This is a genomic window from Candidatus Palauibacter sp., assembly GCF_965208055.1.
In the GTDB taxonomy this organism is placed as follows: Bacteria; Gemmatimonadota; Gemmatimonadetes; order Palauibacterales; family Palauibacteraceae; genus Palauibacter.
In genome coordinates this window covers 2303141-2327917 of the sequence record NZ_CBDBNY010000004.1, presented here as the reverse complement: position 1 = coordinate 2327917, position 24777 = coordinate 2303141, and the positions used below count along the sequence as shown (strand labels likewise).

Sequence of the window (24777 nt, the reverse complement as noted above, 5' to 3'; positions counted from 1 at the left end):
CGCGGGAGGTTTGGGATCAGGTAAAGGTAGATGGGACCGAGTGCGTTGCGAATCCCCGTGAGCGCCCGGACTATGTGGGTTCGGCGCCCCACTCGCCCTCGAACCCTGAGTTTTCCATGCGTCTTGAAGGCAAGCGTGCTCTGGTCACCGGCGGCTCTCGGAGCATCGGTCGCGGCATCGCCCTGGGGTTGGCGCGTGAGGGCGCGGACGTGGCGGTCAACTACCGGCAGAGTCGTGAAGATGCCGCGAGCGCCGTCCGTGAGATCGAGGCGATGGGACGCCGCGCGGTCGCCGTGCAGGGCTCCACGGACTCCCGGTCGGATGTCGAGCGCTTCGTCGCCGGGGCGCGCGACTTCCTGGACGGCCTCGACATCCTGGTGAACAACGCGGGGATCCTGAAGCGGACGCCCTTCCTCGAGATCGACGAGGAGGAGTGGGACGACATTCAGAGCGTGAATCTGAAGGGCTACTTCCTCGTCGGGCAGGCGGTGGGGCGCCGCATGGTCGAGGCCGGGGCGGGGGGCGCGATCGTCAACGTGTCGTCCGCCGGGCAGGCGGTGGCCGCGCCGAACCTCACCCACTACTGCGTGTCGAAGGCGGGGGTCGAGATGCTGACGAAGCAGATGGCGCTCGAACTCGCGCCCCACGGGATCCGGGTGAACGCCGTCGCCCCGGGTCTGATCGAAACCGACCTCAACCGCGCCGACATCGCGCGGGAGGAGTTCCGCGAGCGGCGCCTCGCCCGCATCCCGCTCGGCAAGATCGGCGTCCCCGACGACGTCGTGGGGGCCATCGTGTATCTCGCGTCGAACGACGAGGCGCGCCTCGTGACCGGCGCTTCCCTGTTCATCGACGGCGGCCAGACGGTCTGGGGCGCCTGACCCGTGGACAGGCGAGTCCATATCGAGAGAGCGGGCGGCTTCGCCAAGGGTCGACGGTTCGTGAACGCGGGCGCGCCGCGCGTCGGGATCCGGTTTGGCGTGGTGGCGGTCGCAGCGCTGCTGACGCCTGCGTGCCGCGGGCCCGGGTCGGCCGATTCCGACCCGCCCGCCGACTCGGCCACCTGGGAGGTTCGCTTCTCCCATGTGCTATCGACCGGGTCGGAGTTCCACCTCATGGCGGAGCGGTTCCGGGACCTCATGCTGGAGCGCACGGACGGACGGTTCCGGGTCGTCATCTATCCGTCGGGACAACTCGGGGGCGAGCGGGTGGCCTTCGAGCAGATCCAGGTCGGCGCGGTGCACATGGCGATCACGGGCACGCCGGTGCTCTCGGGCTGGGTGCCGGAGACGCAGGTGTTCGATCTCCCCTTCCTGTTCGAGACGCGTGGCCACGGGCTCGCGGTGATGAACGGCCCCATCGGGGACTGGTGGCGCGACCTCCTCCTCGAGCGCACGGGCGTCCGCTCGCTGGGGTTCCTCGACTACGGGTTTCGCCACGTCTACAACAAGCGTCGCCCCGTGGAGACCCCCGGGGATCTCGCCGGCCTGAAGCTCCGGGTCCTTCAGAACGCGACGTACCTCGCCGCCTATGCCGCGCTGGGCGTGCAGGCGACGCCGATGAACTACGGCGAGGTCTACTCCGCGCTCCAGCAGGGCGTGATCGACGGCGGAGAGGCGAACGCGGTCGGTTTCGTGAGCAGCCGGCTCCACGAGGTGGCGAAGTTCTACAGCTTCACATCCGTCACCTACAACCCCATCACGCTCCTCGTGAACGAGCCGTTCTATCGGGGGCTTCCGGCCGAAATCCGGGCGACCGTCGACCGTTCGGCGGCCGAGGCGCTCGCGTACCAGAGCGAAGTCGCGCGCGGGATGGAGGCGGACGCCATCGCGGAGATGCGCGCGGCCGGCGTGGAGATCTCGCGTCCGAACCTGGCGCCGTTCGGCCCGGCAGTCAGCCCGCGCATCCGGGACGAACTGGCCGACCGTTTGCCGGACGGCGAAGCGCTGATCGGACGGCTCGTGTCGGAGGCTGACCGCGCCGCGTCCGAACGCCCGTAGGTATCGCTGCGGCGATACACGGGAAGGTCACACCAAACGATCCCGCCAGAGTTGCCGGACGAACTCGTCTGCGGGGAGGATGTCGATACCATCGGATGTCCGCCGGGCGCGAGCTTCCAGGCAAACGATGACTCGGCGCCCGATTGAGGGGTGGTCGCGAATGACGCTGCGGAGGCCCCGGAGATGGCGCGAGCCGATGTTCGCGCTCGCCTTGGCCTCGATCGCCAGCTGCATGTCGCCGACCACAAAATCCACTTCGGTTCCGCCCGCCAGCCGCCAGTACGAGAGCTCGCCATCGAATTCCCGGTAGCTGAGCCAGGCGGACAACTCGTGGCACACCCAGTTCTCGAAGGCCTTTCCGTACAACTCGGAGCCGGGAGTCACGGAACCACGCCGCGCGAGCCGGTTCACGATCCCCACATCCGCAAAATAGAACTTCGGCGCCTGGATGACCCGCCGCTTCGGGCGGGCGCGATAGGACGGGACCCAGCGAGCCAGCAGCATGTCCACCAGAACCTGGAAATAGTTCTTCACCGTATACAGCGCGACGCCGCATTCGGCAGCGATGTTCGAGAGGTTGACGATCTCTCCGTCACTCAACGATGCCGCGTCCAGAAAGCGTGAGAAGGCGGGAAGTTGCCGGACAACTCCCTCTGCGGCGACCTCCTGGACGAGGTAGTCGTTGATGTAGGCGTCCAGGAGACGGACGGGGCGGCGGGCTCGGTAGATGCGAGGGAGATAGCCCGTGTTGAGCAGACGCGTCAGGTCGAAGCCGTCACCGAGTTCGTTCGCGGTGATCCCGAGCAGTTCGTAGCGGACGGCCCGCCCCCCGAGGAGATTGGCGGCACCCCGCTTCACCTTGGTCGCGCTCGATCCGCACAGCGCGAAGCTGACGCCCCGGTTTTCCATGAGCCAGTGAACCTCGTCAAGGAGCGCGGGCACCTTCTGGACTTCATCAATGACGATCTGACGGTTCGGGTGCGCCCCTTCCGCGTCGATTTCCTGGCGCAGGAACTCCGGGTTCGTCAGGTAGCGGCGGAACTCGTCGCTCTTCAGCAGGTCGACCCAGCGGCCGTCCGGATAGCGCTGCCGCAAGAGGGTGCTCTTGCCCGCCTGGCGTGGCCCCCACAGGAAGAATGTCTCCGTGCCTGCACCCGGCAGAATCAGTGATCGTTCGAACATGGTGTTCAATTTATCATGATAGTTTGCAGTAGCAATGCATGTCGTCAGCATCCGGTTTGACGTGGGCACGCGGTAGCACGACACGTTGTATCGCAGATCCGATACAGGAGGTCGAGATGAAAAGCGGTCGCGAACTCTTCGAATGACGAGGCGCCTCCAGACGCTTAACCGGGTGCTCATCGCGCTCGAGACGTACGCCGTCGGCGTCCTCCTGATCGCCGTGTGCGATGTCGTCCTCCTGCAGGTGTTGATGCGCTACCTCTTCGCCTACCCGAATCCGTGGAGCGAGGAGGTGTCGCGCTTCTGCTTCATCTGGCTGTCGCTGCTCGGGGCCTCGCTGGCGGTGGCGCGGCGGGCCCACTTCCGGTTCGATCAGGTCACCGGACGGCTGCCGGCGCGCGCAAGAAGGGTCGTCGAAGTGTTCGCGGGGACGATCGTGCTGCTCTTCGCGCTCCTCCTCATCGGCACGGGCATCGCGCTCATGGACCTCACCATGGGAGAGCGTTCCGCCGCGCTGAACCTGCCCGTCGCGCTCGTCTATGCCGCGGCGCCGGTATCCGGTGCGCTGATGGTGATCCACCTGCTGGCGGAGCCGTCGGCCGACGCTTTGGCCCCCCCGCGAGAACCGGCGGCTGCGGGGCGCTCGGTCGGGGAGGGCCGCTGATGGGCGGCCTCCTCCTCGGGATCTTCGGCCTGCTCGTGCTGGCGGCGGTGCCGATCGGCTTCGCGCTCGCCATCGCCGCCGTCATCGCCATACTGGTGGCGGATCTGCCGCTCGTCGTCATCCCGCAGCAGATCGTCGCCGGGATGGATTCGTTCCCCATGCTCGCCGTCCCCCTTTTCATCCTCGCCGGCTATCTCATGGAGGTCGGAGGGATCAGCCGCCGCCTGGTGACGCTGGCCCGCGCGCTCGTGGGCCACCTCCCCGGAGGGCTCGGGCAGGTGGTCATCGTGGCCGAGATCTTCTTCTCGGGCGTGTCGGGCTCCACTTCCGCGGACGCGGCCGCCGTGGGCGGCATCATGGTGCCACAACTGACCGCGAACGGGTACGGCCGGGCGCGCGCCACGGCGATCGTCTCGGCCGCGTGCGGGATGGGGATCCTCATCCCGCCGGCCATCGTGATGGTCGTCTACGGCGTGATCGGGAACGTGTCCGTCGGCGCGCTGTTCGTCGCCTCGATCGTCCCCGCGCTCCTTATCGCCGTGGGTCTGATGACGCAGATCGGATGGCAGGCGCGCAGGGAAGGGTGGCCGGCCGCGGAGCGCGCATCCGCGGCGGAACTCCGCCGCGCGGCGATCGACGCCCTGCTCCCGCTCTTCATGATCGTCGTCATCCTGGGCGGCATCCGCTTCGGATTCTTCACGCCCACGGAGGCCGCGGCCGTCGCCGTCGCCTACGCGCTGCTCCTGGCGGGACTGGTGTACCGATCCCTCACCCTCGCGGAGCTGTGGAGGAAGGTCGTCCAGACGGCCGTGGTGTCCGGGATGGTGCTGTTCGTGGTGGGCGCCGCGCACCTTCTGGGCTGGGTCCTCGCCGTCCTGCAGGTGCCGCAGACGCTGGCGTCATCGGTGGTGGGGATCGGCGGTGGCCAGATCGGGTTCATGCTCCTCACGATTCTCATCTTCCTTCCGCTCGGCGCCATCCTCGAGGGGGTGCCCGCGGTCGTGCTGCTGACGCCGATCCTGCTGCCCCTGGCGATGCAACTCGGGATCGATCCCGTGCACTACGGCGCCGTCATCGTGGCGACGCAGGGGATCTCGGTGTTCCTGCCGCCCGTGGGCGTGAGCCTCCTCGTGGCCTGCTCGGTGGGAGGCGTGGAGCCGGCGGACGTCGCCCGCCCGCTGTGGCCCTACCTGGCGCTGATGCTCGCGCTCACGGTGGCCGTCGCATTCCTGCCGGGCGCCGTGCTGTTCCTTCCGGAACTGCTCGGGTATTGAAGGGTCTTAGCCACTGATGCGCTTTCCGATCGTGGTTCACAAGGACGCCGGCAGCGGGTATGGCGTCACCGTGCCCGATCTTCCCGGCTGTTTCTCGGCCGGTGACACCCTCGACGAGGTGATCGAGTCGGCCCGGGAGGCGATCGCGTGTCATATCGAGGGGCTGTTGATGGACGGCGAACCGGTCCCGGCCAGGGCCTCACTGGAGGCACACCAGGGAAACGACGATTACCGAGGTGGTGTGTGGGCGATTGCCTACGGGGCTGGCTCGGCTCCGCAGACGAAGGGTCGGGGGGGACACGTCGAATAGGCTGAACGATGGGGAAACGAGAGTTCGAGATCAGAACGGAGCGGATGCTGCTTCGGCCGCACCGCCGGGAAGACGTGGACGACATTTTCGAGTTCGCCCGCGATCCCGAGTGGGGCCGATACCTGACGGCGCCGATGCCCTACCTGAGGGAACACGCGGCCGAGTTCGTGGAGGACCGGTTCCTCACGTCACGGGACGTGTGGCCCGTGTGGGCGATGGTCCTGGACGGGAGGGTCGTGGGCGGCGTCGGAATCGAGATCGACAGCGAATACGCGACGGGAGCCCTGGGCTACTCCCTGGCGAGGAAGCATTGGGGCAAAGGTCTGACCCTGGAAGCGGCCCGTGCCGTCGTCGACTGGGCGTTCCGCGAGCGCGGGCTCGCGAAGGTGTACGCATACGCCGATGGGCGGAACACGCAGTCTCTGAGGGTGATGGAGAAGCTGGGCATGACCCGCGAAGGGGTGTTGCGCAGCCACCGGACGCTGCGGGATGAGCGCGTCGACGACGTGTACTACGGACTTCTGAGGGAAGAGTGGGAGACGGAGGAACGCTGAGGTGGGCCGTCAGTACTTGATGTCGGTCCGGCCGACCGTCATCCCGATGTTTCCGACCCGGCGACCCATCGTGTAGTGCTCGCCGCTCCCGGCGGTCATCCCGAAGAAGTCCACGGCGGGCACGATCAGGCGACCGGCTTCGTCGACCGCGTCCGCGACGGCTGTCGTCGCCACGACTTCGGCGAGGAAGAGCTTCCGCTCGGGCGGGACCTCGAGCGAGTCGAAGATGCGGCACTCGCAATGGATGGGAGACTCCTCCACCGTGGGTGCATCGACCGAGGTCGCGGCGCCCCGCGTCAGACCCGAGAGTTCGAACTTGTCGGCGACCCTTCCGGAGTTCATGTCGACGGTGTCGAACGCCTCGACCATCGACCCGAGCGGGACGTTGAGCACGAACTCGTCGTGGATCTCCAGGAGTTCCCTCGCCTGATGCTCGAAGGCCGCGCTCACCCCGATCTGGGGCGGGTCGCCGCTCACGACGAACGTCCACAGCACCGAAATCTCGTCCGGGTCGCCGGGTCGACCGTTCACGGTGAGCAGGATCGCCGGGACGGGCGGGAGCATGGGGCCCGGCTCCGCGAGCGAGCGGCGAGGTCCGGTGAGCGGCGCCGATGGCCTGCCCCCGCCCACCCGCGCCTCCTCGTCCGGCGCGCATCCCCAAACGGCAGCGACCGCGGCGGCCGCCGGCCCGCTCCCAAGAAACCGCCTCCGCGACCAGTCCGGCATCAATAGACTCCGGGGATGATTCGGTATTTCACGCGCGCCTGGTATTCGGCCCACTTCTCCGGGCCGTATTTCTCTTCACAGAACTTGTCGTCGAGACGCTGCCGGGAAATGAACAGGCCGACGATGAAGATAAAGTAGGTCCAGGCCCACAGGTTCGTGAAGTAGCCGAATACGAGGGCGATCGAGAGCGAGAAGAAGCCCTCGCCCAGGTAGTTGAAATGGCGGGCGACGCCCCACAGGCCGCTGCACAGGATCTTGCGGTCGCCGGCCTCGATGTGCTCGGGTTCGATGAGGCCGAGGAACTTGCGGTCGGGCCAGCGCTTGAAGGTGTACTTCTGCATGTTGGCGCCGCGCGCGATGCCCCACCCGACGAGGAAGAGGGCGGGGGCGCCGATGGCCAGACCTGTCTCCAGGGCGCCGCAAAGCCGGGGTCCGCGTACACGGCCATGCCCCACAGCGGCAGGATGTACAGCCACCCGTACACCAGGATGCCGCCCCAGATCATCTTGAAGCCGAGGCGTTCGTGGATCACGTCGTAGGTGTAGACTTGGACGCGCTCGAAGATGCCCGGGGACCCGCTTCCCCGGCAGGATGAGATGGACGACGAAGAACGCGGCGCAGATCGCCAGCGGAGCGAGGAAGCCGACGATCGCTTCGGTCCCGGAAAGCTCGAACAGGTGCCCGATGCCCAGCCATTCGATCATGAGAAGAGGTCCTCTCCGGGCAGCGCTGCCGCTTGTCTGAGCCAGCCCGCCAGCAGGTCCTCGTCCATCTCGTCGTCCTCGTGGATGTGGAAGTAGCGGCCGACTTCGCGCTTCCAGTCCGGCATGGCCGCGATGTAGGCCTGTACGGGCGCGTCCCCGTCACCCTTCGGAATCTGGGGATTCCCACCGGAGAGCAGTTTCGGTTCCGCGGCGGCGATAGGTCTATCTCGGCGCAAGGCTGAAGGGTTCGCGCGCGAACACCCGACGCACCATGGGCTCGAAGAACTCCAGCGGCAGCGAGTCGTAGTCGGGGTCGAACGAGCACTGGTCCCAGCGGTGGCAGAAGTCCACGGCGTCCTGGAACCAGGGGTGGTCGCGGTACTTGTCGCGCGCGTCGGGGTCGCCGCCCACGTGGTGGGCATAGTAGACGCGCTGGAACAGGCCGTGGTGGCGGACGATCCAGTGCGTGCGTTCGGTCACGAAGGGGCGCAGCAGGAGCGCGGCCAGCTCCCCGTGGCTGTGCGGGGCGAGCAGGTCGTCGATGTCGTGCAGGAGCGCGGCCACGACCATCTCCTCTTCCGCGCCATCGCGGTGCGCGCGGGTCGCGCTCTGCAGAGAATGCTCCAGTCGGTCGACCTTGTAGCCGCCCATGGAACCGGCCAACTGGCGGAGGTGCGCCAGCACGCGGTCGGCGGCGGCGGCGGCGAACTCCTCCTCGAGGTCCGCAAGCATTTCGTAGTCCTCGCGGGTGCCGTCCTCCATGCGGGTGAAGCTCACCACGGGACCGCTCGACTCTCCGTTCGTCGTCGCCGTACGGGGCATGCCGGTCACTCTCCCGGTGAGTGTTCTTCGGGCGATTCTTCGCAGGGCAGCGTCGGCAGCGCCGGTGGGCATTGTCAAGGGGGCTCGATACCCGGTAAGGTTCGCTATCAGCCCGTCACAACGGAGGGGGGATCGACCATGTCTCACTCGATCAGCAGCCTCGCGGAGAATGTGGACGCCCTGACGGCAATCTGGAACGATGGCGAACGGACCGATCTCCCCTACCTCTGGCTGCGCGACAACTGTGGCTGCGGGGAGTGCTGCGTCGAGCAGACGACGGAGAAGCGATTCCACGTCTTCCGCGTCCCCAGCGACCTGCGACCGGTGACGGTCGACATCGAAGGCGCCGGATCCGGGACCGAGGCGATCTCCATCGCCTGGCCGGACGGACACCGCACACGCTACCGCTCGAGCGACATCCACGGACTCCTGAGTCGGCCTCGTCTCGAGCTGCAGTACTGGGACGGGCAGTTTCAGCCGCGCACGTTCGACTACCAACGGTTCCTGGCGAGCGACCACGCGGCGGCGGAGTTGATCGAGGAGTTTCTGCGCACCGGGGTGTGCGTGCTGGTCGACGCTCCCACCGAACCGGATTCGCTGGAGGAACTCGCCGCCCGTCTGGGTCCGGTCCGCGAGGTGCTGTTCGAGCGCATCCACAACGTCAAGCTCGATCCGAAGGGATACAACATCGCGCACACGGCTCTGGCCGTCGGAGCGCACAACGACTTCACCAGTTACACGTGGCCCCCGAGCGTGCAGGCGCTGCACATGCTGGTGAACGAGTGCGATGGCGGCGAATCCACCGTCGTGGACGGGTTCGGCCTGCTCGAGGCCCTGCGCCGCGAGCACCCCGACAAGTTCGACGTTCTGTGCTCGGTGCGGGTGCCGTTCCGCATCTTCAGCGACGAATACGAGTGCTATGCGGCCAACCCCATGGTCGATTTGGGCAGCGACGGCGAGATCAGGATGATTCGCTTCAACACCGCGCAGATGCAGGCCATACCCCTGACGGAGCCCCGGCTGGGCGAGTTCTACGCCGCCTACCACGAGCTGTCGAGCCGCGTCAACGACCCCGCCGCCCAGGTAGCCTTCCGGCTGGAGGGCGGACACATCCTGTTGTGCGCCGGACACCGCGTGCTGCACGGCCGCACCGAGATGGTGTCGAACGGGCGGCGCCATCTGCAGGACGCCTACTTCGAACACGACAACGTGCGCAACCACCTGAGGGTGCTGCGCCGCACCGGCCGGACCTGAGGGCCCAACCGCGTCCGACCGAATGCCGCCTCCTGCGGAGACCCGGATTCGGGCCGCGCTCCGCGACCTGGCCCTCGGTGCATCCGTGGAGGTTCCGGCGCGAAAGGTGCCGCCGCCGGGAGTCCTCGCCGGCCACCTGCCCCGCGGCGCCGCAGTCTATGTGCCGTTCCCGTCGAAGGGCCGGTGGCCGGACACGATCGCCGCCTGCGAACGGGTGCTGGCGGCGGACATGAAGCCGGTGCCGCACCTGTCGGCGCGTTCGATGCGGAGCCGGGACGAGCTCGGCGACTGGCTGTCCGCGCTGGTGGAGACAGGGGTGGATTCCCTGATGCTGGTGGCCGGCGACCGCGCCGCGCCCGCCGGCCCGTACTCCGATACGCCGGCCCTGCTCGACTCCGGGCTGCTTGCCGAGCACGGTCTGCGGCGGCTTGGCGTCACGTCGTATCCGGAGGGCCATCCCCTCGTCGGCCCGGTCGACCTGGATGAAGCACTTCGGCGCAAGACGGAATACGCCCGGGCGACGGATTCGGAGCTCTGGTTGGTGACGCAGTTCGTGTTCTCGCCCGCCCCCGCTCTCGCCTGGCTGGCGCGGACGAGGGAGGCCGGTTGCACGCTGCCGGTTCGCATCGGGGTGCCGGGGCCCGTCGCGCTACGCACGCTGATCGGATACGCGATCCGTTGCGGCGTCGGGGCGTCCGCGCGGGCGCTAAGGCGCACGCCGGAGGTCGCACGGTTGGCTGGCAGGTGGTCGCCGACCCCGATCGCGCGGGAGCTGGCCGCGCACCTGCCCGACCGTGGGGAGGCGCCGGGCGTCCGCGAGAGGGTGCCGGCCGTCGACATTCACCTGTACACCTTCGGCGGCTTGGCGGACGCCGCCGCATGGCTGTCCCGTTCATGCACCGGGCATCGTTGAACATATGTTATTCGTGCCGCCGTATTGATGCCGTGCGGACTTCGCTCAGCGGGACAGCTTCGATGCCCCGACCGAGCGAGAACCTCTCGCGACCGGGGTAGACGACGAGCTTGCGGGCCGGCCGCAGGTCCTCACAGGCGCTGTGGAAACCACGCGAAACCCGAGGTGCGGTACTTCGCTTGATTCCCACCGCCCAGATCTCACCCGCACCGAGCTCGATGACGAGATCGACCTCCGCCCCGCCCACGGTCCGGTAGTAGCCGAGCGAGGCGTGCGCCGGGAGTGCGCTCGCGATGTTCTCGATCACCAACCCTTCCCAGCTGCTCCCGGCCACGGGATGTCCCAGGAGAGAGTCCAGCGATTCGATTCCGAGAAGAGCGTGACAGACTCCGCTGTCTCGCAGGTACGTCTTGGGCGCCTTCACGAGTCGCCGGCCCAGGTTGCCCCGCCATGAGACCAGCCGCATCGACCCAGGTACGTCGACCCCACACGGTCGTGGAACGGAATGTTTTTGGCGGGTTCACGATCCGCTATGAGTCCGGTCCCAAGCAGGGTCTTCCTGTCCACTTTTTTTCGCGCGACGAACTGCACACGCTGACACGCGATGACTTTGCTCTCGTCGCGGAACCCCATGAGGACGTGACCGTGCGCACGGCCCCGGAGACAGGTCACTGGGTCCAGTGGGAAGCGACATGGAAGCGCCTTGACGGTCGATCCGCATGGACAGGAGGGCGAGATGGGCCCTGAACTCCCTAAGCCCTCCGGCGCGTCCAAACCTGCCGCTGTATCGTCGCCATTTCTGCCGCTGCATCGTTGCCGTTTCTGCCGTTAGATTGATGCCGCATCTGCCGCTGGACCGATTGAAGGAGGGCCCATGACGACCCACAGCGATACGACACGCCGCGACTTCCTGATCGGTCTGGCGGGCGCCGGTGCGGTGCTGGCGGCTCCGCGCGCCGTGTTCGGGAACACGCTGCCGCCCCAGGAGACGCTCCCCACGCGGCCGATACCGGGGACCGAGGAGGCGCTGCCCATCGTCGGTTTCGGCTCCTCGAAGCCCGTGCTCGAGATCCCTACCGAAGGGACGGAGCCTCTGTTCGGCGTGATCCGAATCCTCCTCGAGCACGGCGGGCGGGTCGTCGACACCTCGCCGCGCACGCCCGAGGTCGACGCGGAGTTCGGCGAAGTCCTCCAGGCGCCGGAGTTCAGCGGCCGCCTTTTCGTCGCGACGAAGATCAACACGGACGGGGAAGCGTCGGGCATCGAGCAGATGCGGCAGAACCAGCGGCTCACTGGAAGCCGCACCCTGGACCTGCTCGAGGTCGAGAGCATGCGCGACCTGGACGTGCACTGGCCCAACGTGCGCCGCTGGAAGGATTCGGGGGAGGCGCGCTACATCGGCGTCACCACCTCAAACATCGGCCAGCACGACGCGTTCGAGGCGTTCATGAGGTCGGAGCCGCTCGACTTCGTGCAGGTCAACTACTCGGTGATGGAGCCGAACGCGGAGGACCGTCTCCTCCCGCTCGCCCGGGACCTCGGGCTGGGCGTCCTCATCAACCGCCCGTTCATGAATGGCAGCTACTTCGGACGCGTGAGCGGACGCGACCTGCCCGAATGGGCATCCGAGTTCGACTGCGAGAGCTGGGCGCAGTTCTCTCTCAAGTACATCCTCGCTCATCCCGCCGTGACGTGCGCCCTCACCGAGACGACGAACCCGGACCACATGGCGGAGAACATCGGGACCGCCTTCGGCCGCCTCCCGGACGAGGCCACGAAGCGCCGCATGCGGCAGCTGGTCCAGGATTTCTGAAAAACAGATCGGTTCAGCCGTTGACGAGGATCTCCGCGTCACGGAGCACGATCTCCTCGTCGATCCATACGGTTGGGGCGCGGGCGACGGCGTCGAAGTGGGTCTTGGCGGAGACGTTGCCGCCGAGGTTGGCGGAGGTGCCGATGCCGATATGGACCGTGCCGTTCACCCCTTCGTCGTTGAGCATCTCGCCGGTGAACTCGGTGCAGGCCGGGTTCAGACCGAAGGCGAACTGGGCGAGGTTATAGACCCAGGGGTCGTCCTGTCGGGCGAGCAGATCCGCGAGGAATTCGGCTTGGTCGCCGCCCTCGATGTCGGTGACGAAGCCCTTCGAGATGCGGAAGGTCACGGGTTCGCGGATCGGGCCCACGCCGTAGTAGGGGATGCTCCCGTCGCAGACGAACACCCCTTCGGCGGTGCCCTGTGCCGGAGCGCAGTTGGCCTCGATGTTGGGGACGGCGGAGAAACCGGGGCCGTCCAGCAGGCAGGCGTGGCTGTTACCGGTCACGCCCGCGAGGCTCATGATGAGATCGGTCCCGGCGGGGTTCGTCACGCGCAGGCGTTCGCCGGCGGTGAGCCTCGCCGCGAGGGCGTCGCATAGCGGTCTACGCGCGCGGAAGTCCGTGAAGAGCCCGCCTTCGCGCATCATCCGCTCGGTGAACGCGGTCATGGAGAGCACTCGGGCTCCGGCGCCTATCGCCTCGCGCACCGCGCGGGTGTGCGCCAGCGCCAGCGTCACGGGCAGGAAGGCGACGTCGGCGGCCGAGAGCCCCGCGGACACGGCCGGTCCCGGCTCCTCGTTGTCGATCGCTCGCTCGGGCGGGATCACGATGCTCGCCACGGCTCCCGCCTCGAGAACGGCATCGGCGACGGCCCGCGCAATCGCCATCCGTTCCGGGTCCGTGACAATGACCACCTCTTCGCCCGCCTCAACGTTGGCGCACGTGCGCACGAGGATCTCCGCACCTCTTCTCATGCGGGAACGCCCCTCATGCCAGCACCTCCTTGTCCCGCTGCACGATGCGGCCGTCGACGGCGATGGTCGGCTTCCACATGAGGAGGTCGTAGTGCATCGGGGCCACGATTTCGCCGCCGAGCGTGTGGCTCGTGCCGATGCCGATGTGGATCGTGCCCATGACGCCCTCGTCCTCGAGCATCTCTCCCGTGAGACGGGCGTTCGGGTTCAGACCGACGCCGAGTTCCGCGATGTTGAAACAGTGCGGGTCGGCGAAGGACTCCAGGTGCTCGCGCAGGAAATCGGCCTGCGCGTTGCCGGCCATCTCGACGATGACGCCGTCGCGCACCGAACACACGATGGGCTGTTCCAGGATGCCGATGCCGAGGTAGGGGACCGAAGCGTCGAAGATGAGCGTGCCCTCGGCCGACCCGGTCACCGGTACCACGTTCACCTCGATGTCGGGGACGGGCGCGAGTTCTCCCGGTTCGGGGATGTTCGTCAGCACGTTGGCCACGCGACCCTCGATCCCGAAGCGGAGATCCGTCCCGCGCGGGGAGGTGAGGCGCACCGACTCGCCCTTCGTGAATGCCGCGCCCAGACGCCGGCAGACGTCGGCCTGCGCCTCGAAGTCGGTCTCGAGCAGCGCGGGGCTGGTCATGATCGCGTCGGTGTAGGCCGTCATCATGCAGACGCGCGCCCCCGCCTCGAGCGCGGTCCGCATGGCCCGCGTGTGGGTGATCGAGACCCGCACGGGCGAGAAAATGACGGCCGCCTCGGCCATGGCGCGCGCCACGGGTGGGGGCGGCTCCTGTCCGTCCTGCTCGCGCAGCGGGATGATGCAGACGGTGACGGCGGCTTCGGCGTCGCGGGCGGCCGAGGCGACGGCCTCCGCGTACCGCCCCATCGTCGGATCGGTCACGACGACGACGATCTCGCCGGGCCGGACGCGTCCGTTCACGTGCACGAGCCGCCGCGCACCGGGGGACAGGTCCACTTCCGCCTTGGCCACGCCCCCGTCAGCCACGGTCCCTCGCGAAGAACCGGTCGAAACGTCCGTCGAAGATGATCGCGGTGTAGCCGTCTCCGGTCGTGTTCGTCGCGGTGCGCAGCATGTCGGGGAGGCCGCCGGAGAGCGCGATCCAGCTCGCGATGAACTCTCCCTGCGCCTGTCCCTCGAGCCCCAGCATGCTCGCGAACAGGGTCGCGCTCCACAGCGCGGTCCCCATCCCGGCCGGGAGCCCCGGAGCCGCGATCGTGAACAGGACGACGGCCGGCCACGCGGCGAGCATCATCATCCAGCTCAGTTCCAGGCCGAAGACGTACGCCACGACGAAGGGTCCGTATGCGACGTAGGCCAGCGCGCTGGCATCCAGGTTCACGACGGCGCCGAACGGGAGGACGAAGTCGGCCACCTCGTCGCGGACGCCGACCTTCTTCGCGTTCGCGAGGTTCACGGGGAGCGTCGCGAGCGACGAACAGGTGCCCGCGGCGAAGACCGCGGTCGGCACGTAGTACTCCCTCAGGACGGGTCCCACGGGCCGACGCCCGATCCTGCGCACGAGCACGAAGGTGTAGAACACCCACCAGACAAGGACGAGGGCGCCCGTATAGGCGGCCATCGTCAGGTAGTGGGAGAGTCCCAGACTCCCGCCGAAGCGCACGCCCAAGGTGACGCCGAAGGCGAGGATGAGCGGGAGCATGACGTAGGCCAGCCTGCCGCCTGCCCGTTCGATCGCGTCGGCGACCCGCCGCAGCACCCGGTAGGTGGCATCGTGCCGGGCGCCGAGGGCTCCGAGCAGGATTCCGGCGAGAATCGCGAGCAGCGGCCACGAGGCCCCGCCTTCCCCGAGGCTCCGCAGCATGGCCGCGGCTTCGGTCCACACGCCCCGGTCCCCCGTGGTCAGCGGGATGCGAAAGATCGTGGCGGAGGTCACGACGGCGATGAGTCCGGCGACGGTCGACGTGAAGACGTACCAGAGGACGACCGCGCCGGCGAAGCGTCCGGCGAGTCCGCGCCGCACCAGGGTCGCGATGGCCGGACTGAGGGCCGCGAGGATCAGCAGAGGCACGACGTCGACAACCCATGCGATGAGCGTCGACGTGGCGCTCGCCACCGGCGCCAACGGCCCGGGGAAGACCCCGCCCGCGGCCAGCCCTCCCGCCAGAGCCAGGATCGTCCAGACATACGTCGGGACGTTACGCCTCGGCTGGCCTGCGGTCCGCGGCGTGAGGGGTTCCGGTGTCACTCCGGGGAGTGTCGGCGAACCCGGCAGTGTAACGCCTCGAAATACGGCCGATCGGCAGTGACGGTGGGAACGGACTCACCACCTTCGAGCAGGAGACCTCGAAGGAGCTGGCGGTCTCGGTCGTGGCGGATCAGCTCACGGATGTATGCGCTGGAACTGCCGTAGCCACCTTCGACGACCCGTTCGTCAACGAATGATCTCAGCCGCGCGGGGAGCGAGATGTTGATCGTGCTCATGGCCGAAGCGTAGTGTCTTCGGGAAAAAGAAGGCAACGCCAAGGTCAACGTGCACTACCCCGCTGAGCTCGGAGGGCCCATGGATCGCCCGTCATCCCCTCTCCCGCGCCGCCGCTTCCTCCGCCTGACCGGCACTGCCCTCGGTCTCGCCGCAACCTCCGGCTGCGCGACAGCCATGGGGACGCGCGGTACCGGCGCCGGCCGGCTGCCTGCCGCAGCCACCACCGACCGCACCTGGACTCCCCGGCGCTTCGACCCGTGGATCGAACTCGACCGCGCCGCCTGGGCCCACAACGTCCGCGAGGCCGCGCGGCTCGCGAGCGGCCGCCCCATCCTCGCGGTCGTGAAGAACAACGCGTACGGCTTGGGCGACCGTGCGGTCGGGCCGCTCCTCGCCGGAATGCCCCAGGTGGGTGGCATCGCCTCCGTGCGCGTCGAGGAAGCGCTGGCCATGCGGGAGGAAGGGGTGACCAAGCCCATCGTGGTCATGGCCGAGGGATCCGAGGACGAGATCGAGGAGCTGGCGAGGCACGACGTGCTCCCGTCCGTCTGGCTGGACGACGCGCCGGCGCGGCTGCGGAGCGTGGCCGGGCGCCTGGGCCGTCCCGTACCCGTCCAGCTCTTCATCGACACGGGGATGAACCGGGAGGGAATGCCGTACACGCGCGCCCGCCGCTGGATCGAGGCACTCGTCCAGAGCGAATATGTCGACGTGAACGGCACCTACACCATGTTCACACACGACCTGGATTTCGACCGGGAGCAACACGCCCGCTTCGAGGAACTCCTCGCCTGGGCCCGTGGGAGGAACCTTCCGCTCGGCACCCTCCACGCCTCACCCTCGTTCGAGCTGTTCCATCTGCCCGAGGCGCACTACGACATGGTGCGGCCCGGGAACGCGCTGTTCGGGAACCACCCCGGCGGCGAAGGTGCGAAGGAAATGGCCGACCTGAAGCCCGTGTTCCGCCTGAACGCGCGGGTGGTGCGGGTCGAACGCCTCGAGCCGGGCGACAGCGCGGGCTTCAACCGCACCTTCATGCCCGACCGGCCCACCTGGGTGGCGCTGCTCCCGATCGGCCGCACCGATGGCTATCCGTCCCAGGCGAACGGAACCTGCGAAGTGCTGATCAACGGCCGTCCGTACCCGGTCGCCGGAGGGGTCAACTCCGCGCACACGATTCTCGACATCGGTCCGGAGAAGACGGTCCAGGTCGGCGACGTCGCCACCCTCATCGGCCCCGATCATCCGTCCGTGCTTCCCCACTCCGTCGCCGAGCGGACGGGACTCGGATTTCTCGGCATCATCCAGTCCATGAATCCGCGGCTCCCGCGACGGGTGGTCTAAGGCTCCTTCCCGTGGAAACGGCGGGACGGGACTGCTTACGGACGAGCCGGTTGCTGACCCGAAATGAATTAGCTAGGCTTAGTCTAGCTAGACCGTTGAAGTGAGGAAGGCACCATGAGGGTCAACATGCACGAAGCGAAATCACAGCTCTCCCGTCTGGCCAGGCTAGCCCGAGAAGGGGAAGACGTGGTGATCTGCAACTCGGGACAACCCTGGGTGCGCCTGACGCCGTACCAGGAATCTGTCGAACCTCGACAGCCGGGAGGTCTCGAGGGCGAGATCGTGATCGCTCCGGACTTCGACGACGACGACGAAGAAATCATTGCCGCGTTCGAGAACTCCAGGATTTTTCCGGGCGCTGACTGACGGATGCGGCTGCTACTCGACACGCACACGTTCCTGTGGTGGGTGTCCGATTGGGGACAGATCGCCGAGTCGGCGCGTGAAGTCATCTCGGATCCGAACAACGAAGTGTTCGTGAGCGCGGTCTCGGGCTGGGAAATCGGCATCAAGAAAGCCAGGGGCCGGCTCACAGCTCCGGACAATCTGGCGGCCATCGTAGAGAAGAAGCGGTTCGAGCACTTGGCACTGACGTTCGACCATGCGGAGCGAGCCGCAACGCTCCCGCAGCACCACCGCGACCCGTTCGACAGAATGCTTATCGCTCAAGCGCGGGCCGAGGGCCTCATCCTGGTAACGCGAGATTCGCGCATTACGCTCTACGACGTGCCCACGCTGCGGGCTTGACGAAGCCGTCACCTGGGCACGGGGTCACGTGCAGCGCGCCGCGACGGCTGCGATCGCGGCGTCGATCTCGTCGCGGGTGTTGAAGAAGTGGATCGAGAGGCGGAAGTCACGCTCCTGCCGGACCGGCGAGGCGAGGATCCCCTCGTCTTCGCGCAGGTCGTTATAGAGTTGCGTGGCGTCGCACCCCTCGGGGAGTTGAACGACGAATACGCCTGACCGGTCCGGGCGCGCGCCGGGAGACGACACCCCCAGTCCGTCCGTGGCGTCGACCGTCTCGATCGCGTGGTCGACCAGCGACTGGATCCGCGCCTCGATCTTCTGCAGCCCGATGTCCTCCAGCCAATCGACGGCGCGAGCGAAGCCGGCGAAATCCGCGAGGGCGCGGGTGCCGAACTCGTAGCGCGCGGCGCTGGGGAGCAGCGTGTACCGGCCCTCGTAGTCCATCGTCGCGTGGCTGTGCGAACCGGCCCAGCTCAGCTGCACGTCGTCGAGCCGTTCCCGGCGGACGAAGAGCGCGCCCGTGCCTTTGGGGCCGAGCAGCCACTTGTGGCCGCAGGTCGAGTAGCAGTCGCAGCCGAGGGCGCGGAAGTCGGTGGCGATGCAGCCGGGGCCCTGCGCGCCGTCGAGGTGATATCGCACGCCGCGCGAGCGCAGGAGGTCTCCCAGTTCGGCGGACTCGTCGGTCCGCAGCGTCCGACCGTTGTTCCGCGACACGTGGCTGATGCTCACCATCCGCGTGCGGTCGGAGAGCTGGCCGCGGACCTCGTCGATCAGCCCCGTGCCCGCACTCAGGTCGATCTCGCGGATCGCGATCCCGAACCGGTCCCGGAGGACGTACCACGGGATGACGTTGGCGGGGTGTTCCGTGTTGGAGATCACGACCTCGTCGCCCGGCTCCCAGTTCAGGCTCCACGCGACGATGGCGATCCCCTCGGAGGTGCTGTGCGTGAGCGCGACCTCCTCGGCCTCCGCGCCGAACACGCGCCCAAGCTGGGCCCTCAGGTCCGGCTCGATCCGGGCCATCTCGGCCGAGATGCGGGGCTCGGCCGGGCTCCGGTTCTGGAAGGCCAGCCGTTCCTGAACGTGGTCGATCACAGCCTCGGGTGCGGGGCCGATCCCGCCGGTCTGGAAGTACAGACTCTCCGTCGAGGCGGGAATCTCGGCTCGCGCCCGCGCCACCCACGCCTCCTGCGGGCGACCCAAACCGGGGGACCGTGAAGCCGCGTCGCCCGGCGAGTGGGTCCCGGGATCGGGAAGCGCCCCGTCCCGCCCCCCGTACAGCGCGAGCCGTCCCACCGGCATGATCGGAGCCAGGGCGAGCGCGCCCGCCGACCGGCGGAGGAAGTGACGTCGACTCGTGTTCATGGCTCGCTCTCCGGGTCCCTCTCGCTCAGGATCAGCCAGCGCAGCCTCTCCTCGCTCACGGTTCTGCGCAGCGGGGCGGCCGCCCGGTAGAAGACGAAGCCCAGCACGGACCAGGCGCCGAGTACCATCCACTCGGCGGGGATCCGCCCCCCTGCGGCGCGGAAGGGTTCCCACGCGGCGACTCCCGCCAGCCCCAGCGCGAGAAGGGCGCTGACGTACAGGAACGCGCGGCCTCCGGGCACGGTGTACGGGCGCGGCTGATCGGGCCGAGTCGTGCGCAGCCGGAGGACGCCGAGCACGACGACGAAAAAGACCACGCCGGCCGAGATCGACGCGCCGCCGACGATCACCAGGATCGCGTTCCGCCCGAACAGCGCGCCCACGGCCCCCATGACCGCGACGAAGATCACGGCGGCCGACGGTGAGCCGTACCGCTCGTGCACGGCGGCGAGCCGGTGCGGGATCATGTGGGCGCGCGCCATGGCGAACACGATGCGCGTGGCTGCGAAGAAGAGCGCGTTCCACGTCGTGATCAGTCCGCACAGCCCCGCGAACAGGACGACCCGTCCGAGCAGCGGCGATGCGAAGGCCGCCTCGATCGCCGCGGCGGCGGGAAGTTCGGCCACGAGCAACTGCGGGCGCGGGAGGCTCATCGCCGTCGCGAGGATCACGAGACAGTAGAAGAGGAGCGCGAACACGATCGAGGCGCCGATCACGCGGGGGAGGAGTCGCAGCCGGGCGCCCGACTCCACTTCCTCCATCGCCTGGGGGATCGTGTCGAACCCCGCGTACCAGAACCCGGCCGTCGCGAGCACGATGGCCACGCCGGCCAGCGCGGCGCTCGGAGTCGTCCCCGTGAACATGGGCTCGAGATTGGCGACGCTCCCTCCCGCCACCCCTGCGACGACGAAGACCAGCGTGAGGATGATGAGCCCGCCGGTCATCAGATCCTGGAACCACGCGGCCGTCTTGCCGCCCCGGTAGTTGATGATCGCGATGATGGCCATGACCGCGAGACCGAGCGCGAGGCTCCACAGCCGCACCTCCTGCCCCAGCAGCGTGTAGATCACCGGACCGCCGAATCCAGGGACGAGCGCGGACACGACCCATTCGACGGAGATCGCCTCGAAGGAGGTGGTGAAGATGTAGATGAAGCCGAGGAACCAGGCGCAGGCGAAGCTCCACCGCACGCCCCACGCCTCGAACACGTAGGCGACCTCGCCCCCCGTGACCGGATACGCGGCGGCCATCTCCGCGTAGCAGAGGCCGATGGCGAGCATGCCGAGACCGCCGATCCCGAACGCGATGATCGCCCCCATCACGCCGGCGCCGCTCAGCCACGCGCCCATGACGGTGATCCAGCCCACCCCGATGATCGTCCCGAAGGCGAGCGAAAAGAGGGACCGAAGCCGGATTCCCCTCCCGAGGACCTCCCGCTCCCCGCCGGAATCGGATGCGCCGCATCCGGTCGCGGAGTCGTTCATGGGCTCGGTCACCTGGTCGGCCACGCGGTCGCCTCCGACCTCAGTCGTGCTGCGACGGGGTGGGGGAGAGCCCGAGCATCTCGCGCGCCTGCGCGGGCGTGGCGACCTCCCGGTTCAGTTCGTGCGCGATCCGCACCGCCCGCTCGACGAGTTGTCGGTTGCTTCGGACCTTCTCTCCCCGGCGGTAGTAGATGTTGTCCTCGAGCCCCACCCGGACGTGTCCGCCCATGAGGGTGGCGAGCGTGGTCATCGGGAGCTGGTGAGGCCCGATGCCGGAGCACAGCCACACGGATCCCTCGGGGAACTCCCGCACCATGTTCACGACGTTGTCCACCGTGGGCCAACTCGACGTCTGGTAGCCCATGACGGTCTGCACCCAGTACGGCGGTTCGATCAGCCCCTGCGCGATCAGATCCCGGATCACCCACCCGCAGCCGGGATGGTACGTCTCGAGTTCGGGCTTGATGCCCCGATCCTTCATCTCCGCGGCGAAATGCGCGATCTGCCTGTAGGAGAACGGCACGCAGTCGTCGTAGTCGATCGCGGGGCGCGGGTGCGTGTACTCCTCCCCGCGCGGCTTGAGTCTGAACTTGCCCATGTCCGGGGCGAGGTTCAGCGACGCGACCTCGGGGTTGGCGTCGAGACAGGACAGGCGCTGTTCATCGTCCATCCACAGGTCGCCGCCGGTCGTGTTGTTGATGATGATCTCGGGGCAGCGCTCGCGGAGGCGACGGTTCGCGTCCAGCCACAACTCGGGCGTCGTCGCGCCCTTCCACAACGTCTCCGGATTCCGCGCGTGGATATGCACCATCGAGGCGCCCGCGTCGTACGCCTCTCCCACGGAATCCGCCAGTTCCTCCGCGGTCTCGGGCAGCGCGTCGTTGTACTCCTTGCCCTGGATGCCGCCGTTGGAGGCGAGGCAGATGATGACGGGGGGCATCCCGCCGGCGACCCGCTCCATGTAGGCGTGGGGGTCCCCGTAGTTCCACGGTTCGTGCGCTGTCTCAGTCACTCCATTCCTCCGCATCTTCCGTTTGATCCGGTGCGTCGGGGTCCGGCGTGAAGCGCTGGCTGTCGCCTCGCCGGAGGCTCAGGATCGTCACGGAGCCTTGATCGAAAAACGCGGATTCACAAGAGCCCGGAGGATGTCATGTCCGAAGCGGAGGACGTGGTACGAACCGTCGCCATCGTCGGCGCGGGCACCATGGGGCGCCGGATCGCCTACGCCTGCGCGGCGCGACGCGTGCGCGCGAAACTCCATGACGTCTCCGGCGCGGCGCTCGCGGAGGCGCTGCCGGCCGTACATCTCCTGCTCGAAACCCGTGCGGAAGGCTGCGGCGGAACGCTGGCGGAGGCGCGCTCGCTCGTGGAGACCTGCGACGACCTGCAGGCGTGCGTGCGCGATGCGGACTGGGTCATCGAGACGGTGCCCGAAGATCTCGAACTCAAGCGCGTCGTCCTGGCCCGCATCGGCGCGGCGGCGCCCGCCACCGCCCTCATCGCCTCGAACACCTCATCCCTGCCCGGCTCGTGGCTGGCGGAATCCACGGGGCGCCCCGCGCGGTTCACGAACATGAATTTCGGCACCCCGGAGCACCTCAAGGTCGAGGTGATGGGGCACCCCGGGACCGCCCCCGAGACGACCGGCGCCGCGAAACGATTTCTCCGCCAACTCGGCCTCGTGCCGATCGTCGCCCGCCGCGAGATCCAGGGCTATCCGACGAACCGGATCTGGCGCGCGATCAAGAAGGAGGCGCTGCACCTGATCGCCGGGGGTTACCTGAGCGCGGAGGAGATCGACCGGGCGTGGATGCTCGACTGGGGGACTCGGATCGGCCCGTGCGGACTGATGGACGCGGTCGGACTCGACGTCATCCGGGACATCGAGCACGTGTACCACGAGGCGTCGGGCGACCCTGCGGACCGGCCGCCGGAATTCCTCGAGCGGATGATCGAGCGGGGAGACCTCGGCGTGAAGTCGGGGAAGGGGTTCTACACCTATCCATCTCCCGCCTTCGAACGGGAAGGCTGGCTCATCGGCCCGGACGACTGACGCCGGCGGGCAGAGCCCCGCACAACCGAATCGACTCCCGGCTTCTCCTTTTACGAAGATCTTCGTTGACAGCGAGGGCAGAGCCACGTATCCTCTCGTACGAAGATGTTCGTATATGGCTGGACCGCGGACGCGGCCCACAAGGGCCGGCAAGGGGGTGAGACCTTGAGAGACCCGACATTCAGCGACCGGGAACTGGACATCATGAGCGTCCTGTGGCGCAGGGGGTCCGGTTCGGTGAGCGAGGTTCAGGACGCGCTCGACGACGGGGTCGGCTACACGACGGTGCTCAAGATCCTCCAGATCCTGGAGAAGAAGGGCGCCGTCCGGCACGAGGCCGAGGGTCGCGCGTATCGCTACTTCCCGCTCGTCGCCTCCGAGACGGCCGGAGAGACGGCCCTGTCCCGGATCCGGGACAAGATCTTCGGCGGGTCGGCGGAACTCGTGCTCGCGCAACTCATCTCGGGCCGCGAGGTCTCGCCGGAAGAACTGGAGCGCATGCGGCGGATCCTCGATGAACTGGAGGAGAGCGAGCCATGACACTGGCCACGATGATCTACGGCCTGATCGTCGCCGTCCTCGTCGCCGGGGCCGCGTGGTTCCTCGATCGCGGTCTGCGGGCCCTCGGTCGGCCGACCCGGTGGGTCTGGATCGGCGCCCTCGGGGTCGGCGGACTGGCGCCGTTCTTCCCCCGACTCCTTCCCGCCGCGGCAACCACGGACGGTCCCGGACCGCTCGCTATTCCCGTCCACGCCCTGTACGAACTCGGGACGCCGGGAGCCGCGATCCCGTTACAGAGTGGGAGCGTGCTCGCCGGGATGCGTCTGGAGGACGCTCTCGGAGCCCTCTGGACCCTGGGCTCGGTACTCGTCCTCATCTTTTTTGCCCTGCTTTGCCTCCGGCTCCGGCGGCTGCGGGCGAGGTGGGAGCCTCGGGAGGTCTGCGGAGAGGAAGTCCTGCGGTCGGCGCGGTTCGGGCCGGCGGTCGTGGGGCTGATCCGGTCCTGGATCGTCCTTCCGTCGTGGACCTTCGGCCTCGGCGAGAGGGAACTCGAGATGGTCGTCCTCCACGAACGGGAGCATGTGCGGGCGCGCGATCCGGCACTCCTGGCGGCGGGGCTCCTGCTCGCCTCGCTCTCGCCCTGGAATCCCGCGGTCTGGTGGTCGCTCGCAAGGCTCCGCCTCGCCGTCGAAGGAGACTGCGACCGCCGCGTTCTGGCCCGTGGCACACCGGCGCGAGGCTACGCGCGCCTTCTCTTGACGGTCGCCGCCGGGTGTCGACGGACGCCGGATACCGTGCCGGCCCTGATTCGTGGCGGCCACCCTGTAATCGAAAGGAGACTCATGATGATCAGCACTGCGACGAGAAAGCCCCGAATCCGGGCTTCCATCATGGCAGCGGCGGCCGGGTTGGGTCTGTTCGCGCTGGCCTGCGACACCCCGATCCCGCAGAGCCCGGGCGAGCCCGAGCGCGCCTCGCGTCTGGAAGGCGTCGTCGGCTCGGAAGGCGTCGTCGGCGTGGAAGGAATCATTGGCGCGGAAACCACTGGCGGCCCGCGCGCGGGTTCCGGCCTGGAAGCCGAGATCGGGTACGTGGATGAAGATGGCAACCACCTGGTCCACTCGGGGAAATGGGCGGTCGATCCGGAAGCGGGCGTCGGGTACGTGGACGAAGACGGAGCCTTCCAGGCGCTCAAACTCGACCCGAAAGTCGAAGCGGAAATCGGCGCAACGATCGAGCGCATGGAGCGTGTGCGTGACATGGCGCGCGAGACGCGGGGGCAGCTGGGGGAGCGCTTGCAAGCGGGCGAAGTCGGGAAAGGAACGATCCCCAGAGATCTGTGGCTGCGTCTGGGAACCACGACGGAGGCCCTCGATGAGTTGTCGGGTCCCCGGTTGGAGAAGCTCACCACTGAGTTGGCCATGGAGGTCCGCCGGCTCCACGCGGCCTTCGAGGCAGGCGAGCTCACGCCCGAAGAAGCGCAGCGAATGTTCCGAACCCACATGGAGGGCCATAGCGTCCGTCTGCGCTTGCCCGACAAGCCGCACTGAATCCGCGACCCCGGGCCCGGAGACCGTTGCGGCCCGGCGTCCCCGGCGGCACCGTAACTCTGTTCGGTCGCGCCTC

The 24777-nt window shown here is 68.1% G+C and carries 28 protein-coding genes; 15 read left to right on the top strand and 13 right to left on the bottom strand.

The annotated features are described in order from the left end of the window. Nucleotides 1-116: 116 nt before the first annotated feature. Nucleotides 117-881, top strand: a complete 765-nt coding sequence (locus ACOGXI_RS10320; RefSeq protein WP_419938771.1) for an SDR family NAD(P)-dependent oxidoreductase — start codon at nt 117-119, stop codon at nt 879-881. A 3-nt stretch (nt 882-884) separates the two neighbouring features. Continuing rightward, nucleotides 885-2000: a TRAP transporter substrate-binding protein gene (locus ACOGXI_RS10315; protein WP_419938770.1), complete on the top strand. Its 1116-nt coding sequence runs from the start codon at nt 885-887 to the stop codon at nt 1998-2000. Between the two features lie 27 nt (nt 2001-2027). On the opposite strand, the gene ACOGXI_RS10310 is transcribed toward ACOGXI_RS10315, so the two are convergent. Further along, nucleotides 2028-3182: an ATP-binding protein gene (locus ACOGXI_RS10310; RefSeq protein WP_419938769.1), complete on the bottom strand. Its 1155-nt coding sequence runs from the start codon at nt 3180-3182 to the stop codon at nt 2028-2030. Nucleotides 3183-3324: 142 nt separating this feature from the next. Between ACOGXI_RS10310 and ACOGXI_RS10305 the strand changes: the two genes are divergently transcribed. From ACOGXI_RS10305 to ACOGXI_RS10290, 4 genes are read left to right on the top strand one after another with little or no spacing between them, the layout of a single operon-like run. Next, nucleotides 3325-3846: a TRAP transporter small permease gene (locus ACOGXI_RS10305; protein ID WP_419938768.1), complete on the top strand. Its 522-nt coding sequence runs from the start codon at nt 3325-3327 to the stop codon at nt 3844-3846. Beyond that, nucleotides 3846-5120 (top strand): TRAP transporter large permease, encoded by a 1275-nt coding sequence (locus tag ACOGXI_RS10300; RefSeq protein ID WP_419938767.1) that lies wholly within the window; start codon nt 3846-3848, stop codon nt 5118-5120. The genes ACOGXI_RS10305 and ACOGXI_RS10300 overlap by 1 nt, the downstream gene beginning before the upstream one ends. Before the next feature lie 16 nt (nt 5121-5136). Beyond that, nucleotides 5137-5430 (top strand): type II toxin-antitoxin system HicB family antitoxin, encoded by a 294-nt coding sequence (locus ACOGXI_RS10295; RefSeq protein WP_419938766.1) that lies wholly within the window; start codon nt 5137-5139, stop codon nt 5428-5430. An 8-nt stretch (nt 5431-5438) separates the two neighbouring features. Further along, nucleotides 5439-5984 carry a GNAT family N-acetyltransferase gene (locus ACOGXI_RS10290; protein WP_419938765.1) on the top strand — a complete coding sequence of 182 codons (546 nt, stop codon included), beginning with the start codon at nt 5439-5441 and terminating at the stop codon, nt 5982-5984. Between the two features lie 9 nt (nt 5985-5993). Here ACOGXI_RS10290 and ACOGXI_RS10285 read toward each other — a convergent pair whose 3' ends face one another. The 4 genes from ACOGXI_RS10285 to ACOGXI_RS10270 form a co-directional block, all read right to left on the bottom strand. After that, a complete protein-coding gene (locus ACOGXI_RS10285) occupies nt 5994-6710 on the bottom strand; it encodes a flavin reductase family protein (protein ID WP_419938764.1) in 717 nt (238 codons plus the stop codon). After that, entirely contained in the window at nt 6710-7186 is a 477-nt protein-coding gene (locus tag ACOGXI_RS10280) for a DUF1295 domain-containing protein (protein WP_419938763.1), read from the bottom strand. The genes ACOGXI_RS10285 and ACOGXI_RS10280 overlap by 1 nt, the downstream gene beginning before the upstream one ends. Nucleotides 7187-7410: 224 nt before the next feature. Further along, the gene (locus ACOGXI_RS10275; protein ID WP_419938762.1) at nt 7411-7650 is read right to left on the bottom strand and encodes a hypothetical protein; all 240 of its coding nucleotides are present in this window, start codon (nt 7648-7650) and stop codon (nt 7411-7413) included. Next, nucleotides 7637-8236, bottom strand: coding sequence for an HD domain-containing protein (locus ACOGXI_RS10270; protein ID WP_419938761.1), 600 nt, complete (start codon nt 8234-8236; stop codon nt 7637-7639). The genes ACOGXI_RS10275 and ACOGXI_RS10270 overlap by 14 nt, the downstream gene beginning before the upstream one ends. A gap of 138 nt (nt 8237-8374) precedes the next feature. Between ACOGXI_RS10270 and ACOGXI_RS10265 the strand changes: the two genes are divergently transcribed. Together ACOGXI_RS10265 and ACOGXI_RS10260 are read left to right on the top strand one after the other, a co-directional pair. Then, complete coding sequence (locus tag ACOGXI_RS10265) at nt 8375-9490, top strand: TauD/TfdA family dioxygenase (protein WP_419938760.1); 1116 nt, start codon at nt 8375-8377, stop codon at nt 9488-9490. Between the two features lie 22 nt (nt 9491-9512). Beyond that, nucleotides 9513-10403, top strand: a complete 891-nt coding sequence (locus ACOGXI_RS10260) for a methylenetetrahydrofolate reductase (protein ID WP_419938759.1) — start codon at nt 9513-9515, stop codon at nt 10401-10403. 7 nt (nt 10404-10410) lie between these two features. Here ACOGXI_RS10260 and ACOGXI_RS10255 read toward each other — a convergent pair whose 3' ends face one another. Then, on the bottom strand, nt 10411-10869 hold the full coding sequence (locus tag ACOGXI_RS10255) for a DUF4143 domain-containing protein (RefSeq protein ID WP_419938758.1): 459 nt from the start codon (nt 10867-10869) through the stop codon (nt 10411-10413). A 408-nt stretch (nt 10870-11277) separates the two neighbouring features. Here ACOGXI_RS10255 and ACOGXI_RS10250 point away from each other — a divergent pair, with 408 nt between their 5' ends. Then, nucleotides 11278-12216, top strand: coding sequence for an aldo/keto reductase (locus ACOGXI_RS10250; RefSeq protein ID WP_419938757.1), 939 nt, complete (start codon nt 11278-11280; stop codon nt 12214-12216). A 13-nt stretch (nt 12217-12229) separates the two neighbouring features. Here the strand turns inward: ACOGXI_RS10250 and ACOGXI_RS10245 are convergent, their stop codons facing one another. The 4 genes from ACOGXI_RS10245 to ACOGXI_RS10230 are packed head-to-tail and all read right to left on the bottom strand — an operon-like array spanning nt 12230 to nt 15656. Then, nucleotides 12230-13192: an aminopeptidase gene (locus ACOGXI_RS10245; protein WP_419938756.1), complete on the bottom strand. Its 963-nt coding sequence runs from the start codon at nt 13190-13192 to the stop codon at nt 12230-12232. Nucleotides 13193-13205: 13 nt separating this feature from the next. After that, nucleotides 13206-14198, bottom strand: a complete 993-nt coding sequence (locus tag ACOGXI_RS10240) for an aminopeptidase (protein WP_419938755.1) — start codon at nt 14196-14198, stop codon at nt 13206-13208. Further along, nucleotides 14191-15420 (bottom strand): cation:dicarboxylate symporter family transporter, encoded by a 1230-nt coding sequence (locus tag ACOGXI_RS10235; protein WP_419938754.1) that lies wholly within the window; start codon nt 15418-15420, stop codon nt 14191-14193. Before ACOGXI_RS10235 ends, ACOGXI_RS10240 begins: the two co-directional genes overlap by 8 nt. Next, on the bottom strand, nt 15417-15656 hold the full coding sequence (locus ACOGXI_RS10230; RefSeq protein WP_419938753.1) for a ribbon-helix-helix domain-containing protein: 240 nt from the start codon (nt 15654-15656) through the stop codon (nt 15417-15419). Before ACOGXI_RS10230 ends, ACOGXI_RS10235 begins: the two co-directional genes overlap by 4 nt. Before the next feature lie 79 nt (nt 15657-15735). On the opposite strand from ACOGXI_RS10230, the gene alr reads away from it, so the two are divergent. From alr to ACOGXI_RS10215, 3 genes are all read left to right on the top strand, one after another. Then, nucleotides 15736-17001 (top strand): alanine racemase, encoded by a 1266-nt coding sequence (gene alr / locus ACOGXI_RS10225; protein WP_419938752.1) that lies wholly within the window; start codon nt 15736-15738, stop codon nt 16999-17001. Nucleotides 17002-17115: 114 nt separating this feature from the next. Beyond that, complete coding sequence (locus ACOGXI_RS10220; RefSeq protein WP_419938751.1) at nt 17116-17367, top strand: type II toxin-antitoxin system Phd/YefM family antitoxin; 252 nt, start codon at nt 17116-17118, stop codon at nt 17365-17367. 3 nt (nt 17368-17370) lie between these two features. Then, nucleotides 17371-17748 carry a type II toxin-antitoxin system VapC family toxin gene (locus ACOGXI_RS10215; RefSeq protein WP_419938750.1) on the top strand — a complete coding sequence of 126 codons (378 nt, stop codon included), beginning with the start codon at nt 17371-17373 and terminating at the stop codon, nt 17746-17748. Nucleotides 17749-17772: 24 nt separating this feature from the next. Here ACOGXI_RS10215 and ACOGXI_RS10210 read toward each other — a convergent pair whose 3' ends face one another. Genes ACOGXI_RS10210 through ACOGXI_RS10200 form a run of 3 tightly spaced genes read right to left on the bottom strand, consistent with a single transcriptional unit; the run spans nt 17773 to nt 21609 of the window. Beyond that, nucleotides 17773-19113 (bottom strand): aminotransferase class V-fold PLP-dependent enzyme, encoded by a 1341-nt coding sequence (locus ACOGXI_RS10210; protein ID WP_419938749.1) that lies wholly within the window; start codon nt 19111-19113, stop codon nt 17773-17775. Then, entirely contained in the window at nt 19110-20621 is a 1512-nt protein-coding gene (locus tag ACOGXI_RS10205; RefSeq protein ID WP_419938748.1) for an APC family permease, read from the bottom strand. The genes ACOGXI_RS10210 and ACOGXI_RS10205 overlap by 4 nt, the downstream gene beginning before the upstream one ends. A 16-nt stretch (nt 20622-20637) precedes the next feature. Beyond that, complete coding sequence (locus tag ACOGXI_RS10200) at nt 20638-21609, bottom strand: 3-keto-5-aminohexanoate cleavage protein (protein ID WP_419938747.1); 972 nt, start codon at nt 21607-21609, stop codon at nt 20638-20640. A gap of 138 nt (nt 21610-21747) precedes the next feature. On the opposite strand from ACOGXI_RS10200, the gene ACOGXI_RS10195 reads away from it, so the two are divergent. The 3 genes from ACOGXI_RS10195 (at nt 21748) to ACOGXI_RS10185 (ending at nt 24701) form a co-directional block, all read left to right on the top strand. Further along, nucleotides 21748-22650 (top strand): 3-hydroxyacyl-CoA dehydrogenase family protein, encoded by a 903-nt coding sequence (locus ACOGXI_RS10195; RefSeq protein WP_419938746.1) that lies wholly within the window; start codon nt 21748-21750, stop codon nt 22648-22650. A 165-nt stretch (nt 22651-22815) separates the two neighbouring features. Next, nucleotides 22816-23190: a BlaI/MecI/CopY family transcriptional regulator gene (locus tag ACOGXI_RS10190; RefSeq protein WP_419938745.1), complete on the top strand. Its 375-nt coding sequence runs from the start codon at nt 22816-22818 to the stop codon at nt 23188-23190. Continuing rightward, nucleotides 23187-24701: a M56 family metallopeptidase gene (locus ACOGXI_RS10185; protein WP_419938744.1), complete on the top strand. Its 1515-nt coding sequence runs from the start codon at nt 23187-23189 to the stop codon at nt 24699-24701. The genes ACOGXI_RS10190 and ACOGXI_RS10185 overlap by 4 nt, the downstream gene beginning before the upstream one ends. Nucleotides 24702-24777: the final 76 nt, after the last annotated feature.

Bases quoted from the DNA above. Each gene is read 5' to 3' on its own strand.
- ACOGXI_RS10220 (WP_419938751.1), top strand. From the start codon at position 17,116: ATGAGGGTCAACATGCACGAAGCGAAATCACAGCTCTCCCGTCTGGCC.
- ACOGXI_RS10285 (WP_419938764.1), bottom strand. From the start codon at position 6,710: ATGCCGGACTGGTCGCGGAGGCGGTTTCTTGGGAGCGGGCCGGCGGCC.
- ACOGXI_RS10250 (WP_419938757.1), top strand. From the start codon at position 11,278: ATGACGACCCACAGCGATACGACACGCCGCGACTTCCTGATCGGTCTG.
- ACOGXI_RS10255 (WP_419938758.1), bottom strand. From the start codon at position 10,869: ATGCGGCTGGTCTCATGGCGGGGCAACCTGGGCCGGCGACTCGTGAAG.
- ACOGXI_RS10295 (WP_419938766.1), top strand. From the start codon at position 5,137: ATGCGCTTTCCGATCGTGGTTCACAAGGACGCCGGCAGCGGGTATGGC.
- ACOGXI_RS10320 (WP_419938771.1), top strand. From the start codon at position 117: ATGCGTCTTGAAGGCAAGCGTGCTCTGGTCACCGGCGGCTCTCGGAGC.
- alr (WP_419938752.1), top strand. From the start codon at position 15,736: ATGGATCGCCCGTCATCCCCTCTCCCGCGCCGCCGCTTCCTCCGCCTG.
- ACOGXI_RS10210 (WP_419938749.1), bottom strand. From the start codon at position 19,113: ATGAACACGAGTCGACGTCACTTCCTCCGCCGGTCGGCGGGCGCGCTC.
- ACOGXI_RS10245 (WP_419938756.1), bottom strand. From the start codon at position 13,192: ATGAGAAGAGGTGCGGAGATCCTCGTGCGCACGTGCGCCAACGTTGAG.
- ACOGXI_RS10265 (WP_419938760.1), top strand. From the start codon at position 8,375: ATGTCTCACTCGATCAGCAGCCTCGCGGAGAATGTGGACGCCCTGACG.
- ACOGXI_RS10215 (WP_419938750.1), top strand. From the start codon at position 17,371: ATGCGGCTGCTACTCGACACGCACACGTTCCTGTGGTGGGTGTCCGAT.
- ACOGXI_RS10185 (WP_419938744.1), top strand. From the start codon at position 23,187: ATGACACTGGCCACGATGATCTACGGCCTGATCGTCGCCGTCCTCGTC.
- ACOGXI_RS10310 (WP_419938769.1), bottom strand. From the start codon at position 3,182: ATGTTCGAACGATCACTGATTCTGCCGGGTGCAGGCACGGAGACATTC.
- ACOGXI_RS10260 (WP_419938759.1), top strand. From the start codon at position 9,513: ATGCCGCCTCCTGCGGAGACCCGGATTCGGGCCGCGCTCCGCGACCTG.
- ACOGXI_RS10290 (WP_419938765.1), top strand. From the start codon at position 5,439: ATGGGGAAACGAGAGTTCGAGATCAGAACGGAGCGGATGCTGCTTCGG.
- ACOGXI_RS10230 (WP_419938753.1), bottom strand. From the start codon at position 15,656: ATGAGCACGATCAACATCTCGCTCCCCGCGCGGCTGAGATCATTCGTT.
- ACOGXI_RS10270 (WP_419938761.1), bottom strand. From the start codon at position 8,236: ATGCCCCGTACGGCGACGACGAACGGAGAGTCGAGCGGTCCCGTGGTG.
- ACOGXI_RS10305 (WP_419938768.1), top strand. From the start codon at position 3,325: ATGACGAGGCGCCTCCAGACGCTTAACCGGGTGCTCATCGCGCTCGAG.
- ACOGXI_RS10195 (WP_419938746.1), top strand. From the start codon at position 21,748: ATGTCCGAAGCGGAGGACGTGGTACGAACCGTCGCCATCGTCGGCGCG.
- ACOGXI_RS10300 (WP_419938767.1), top strand. From the start codon at position 3,846: ATGGGCGGCCTCCTCCTCGGGATCTTCGGCCTGCTCGTGCTGGCGGCG.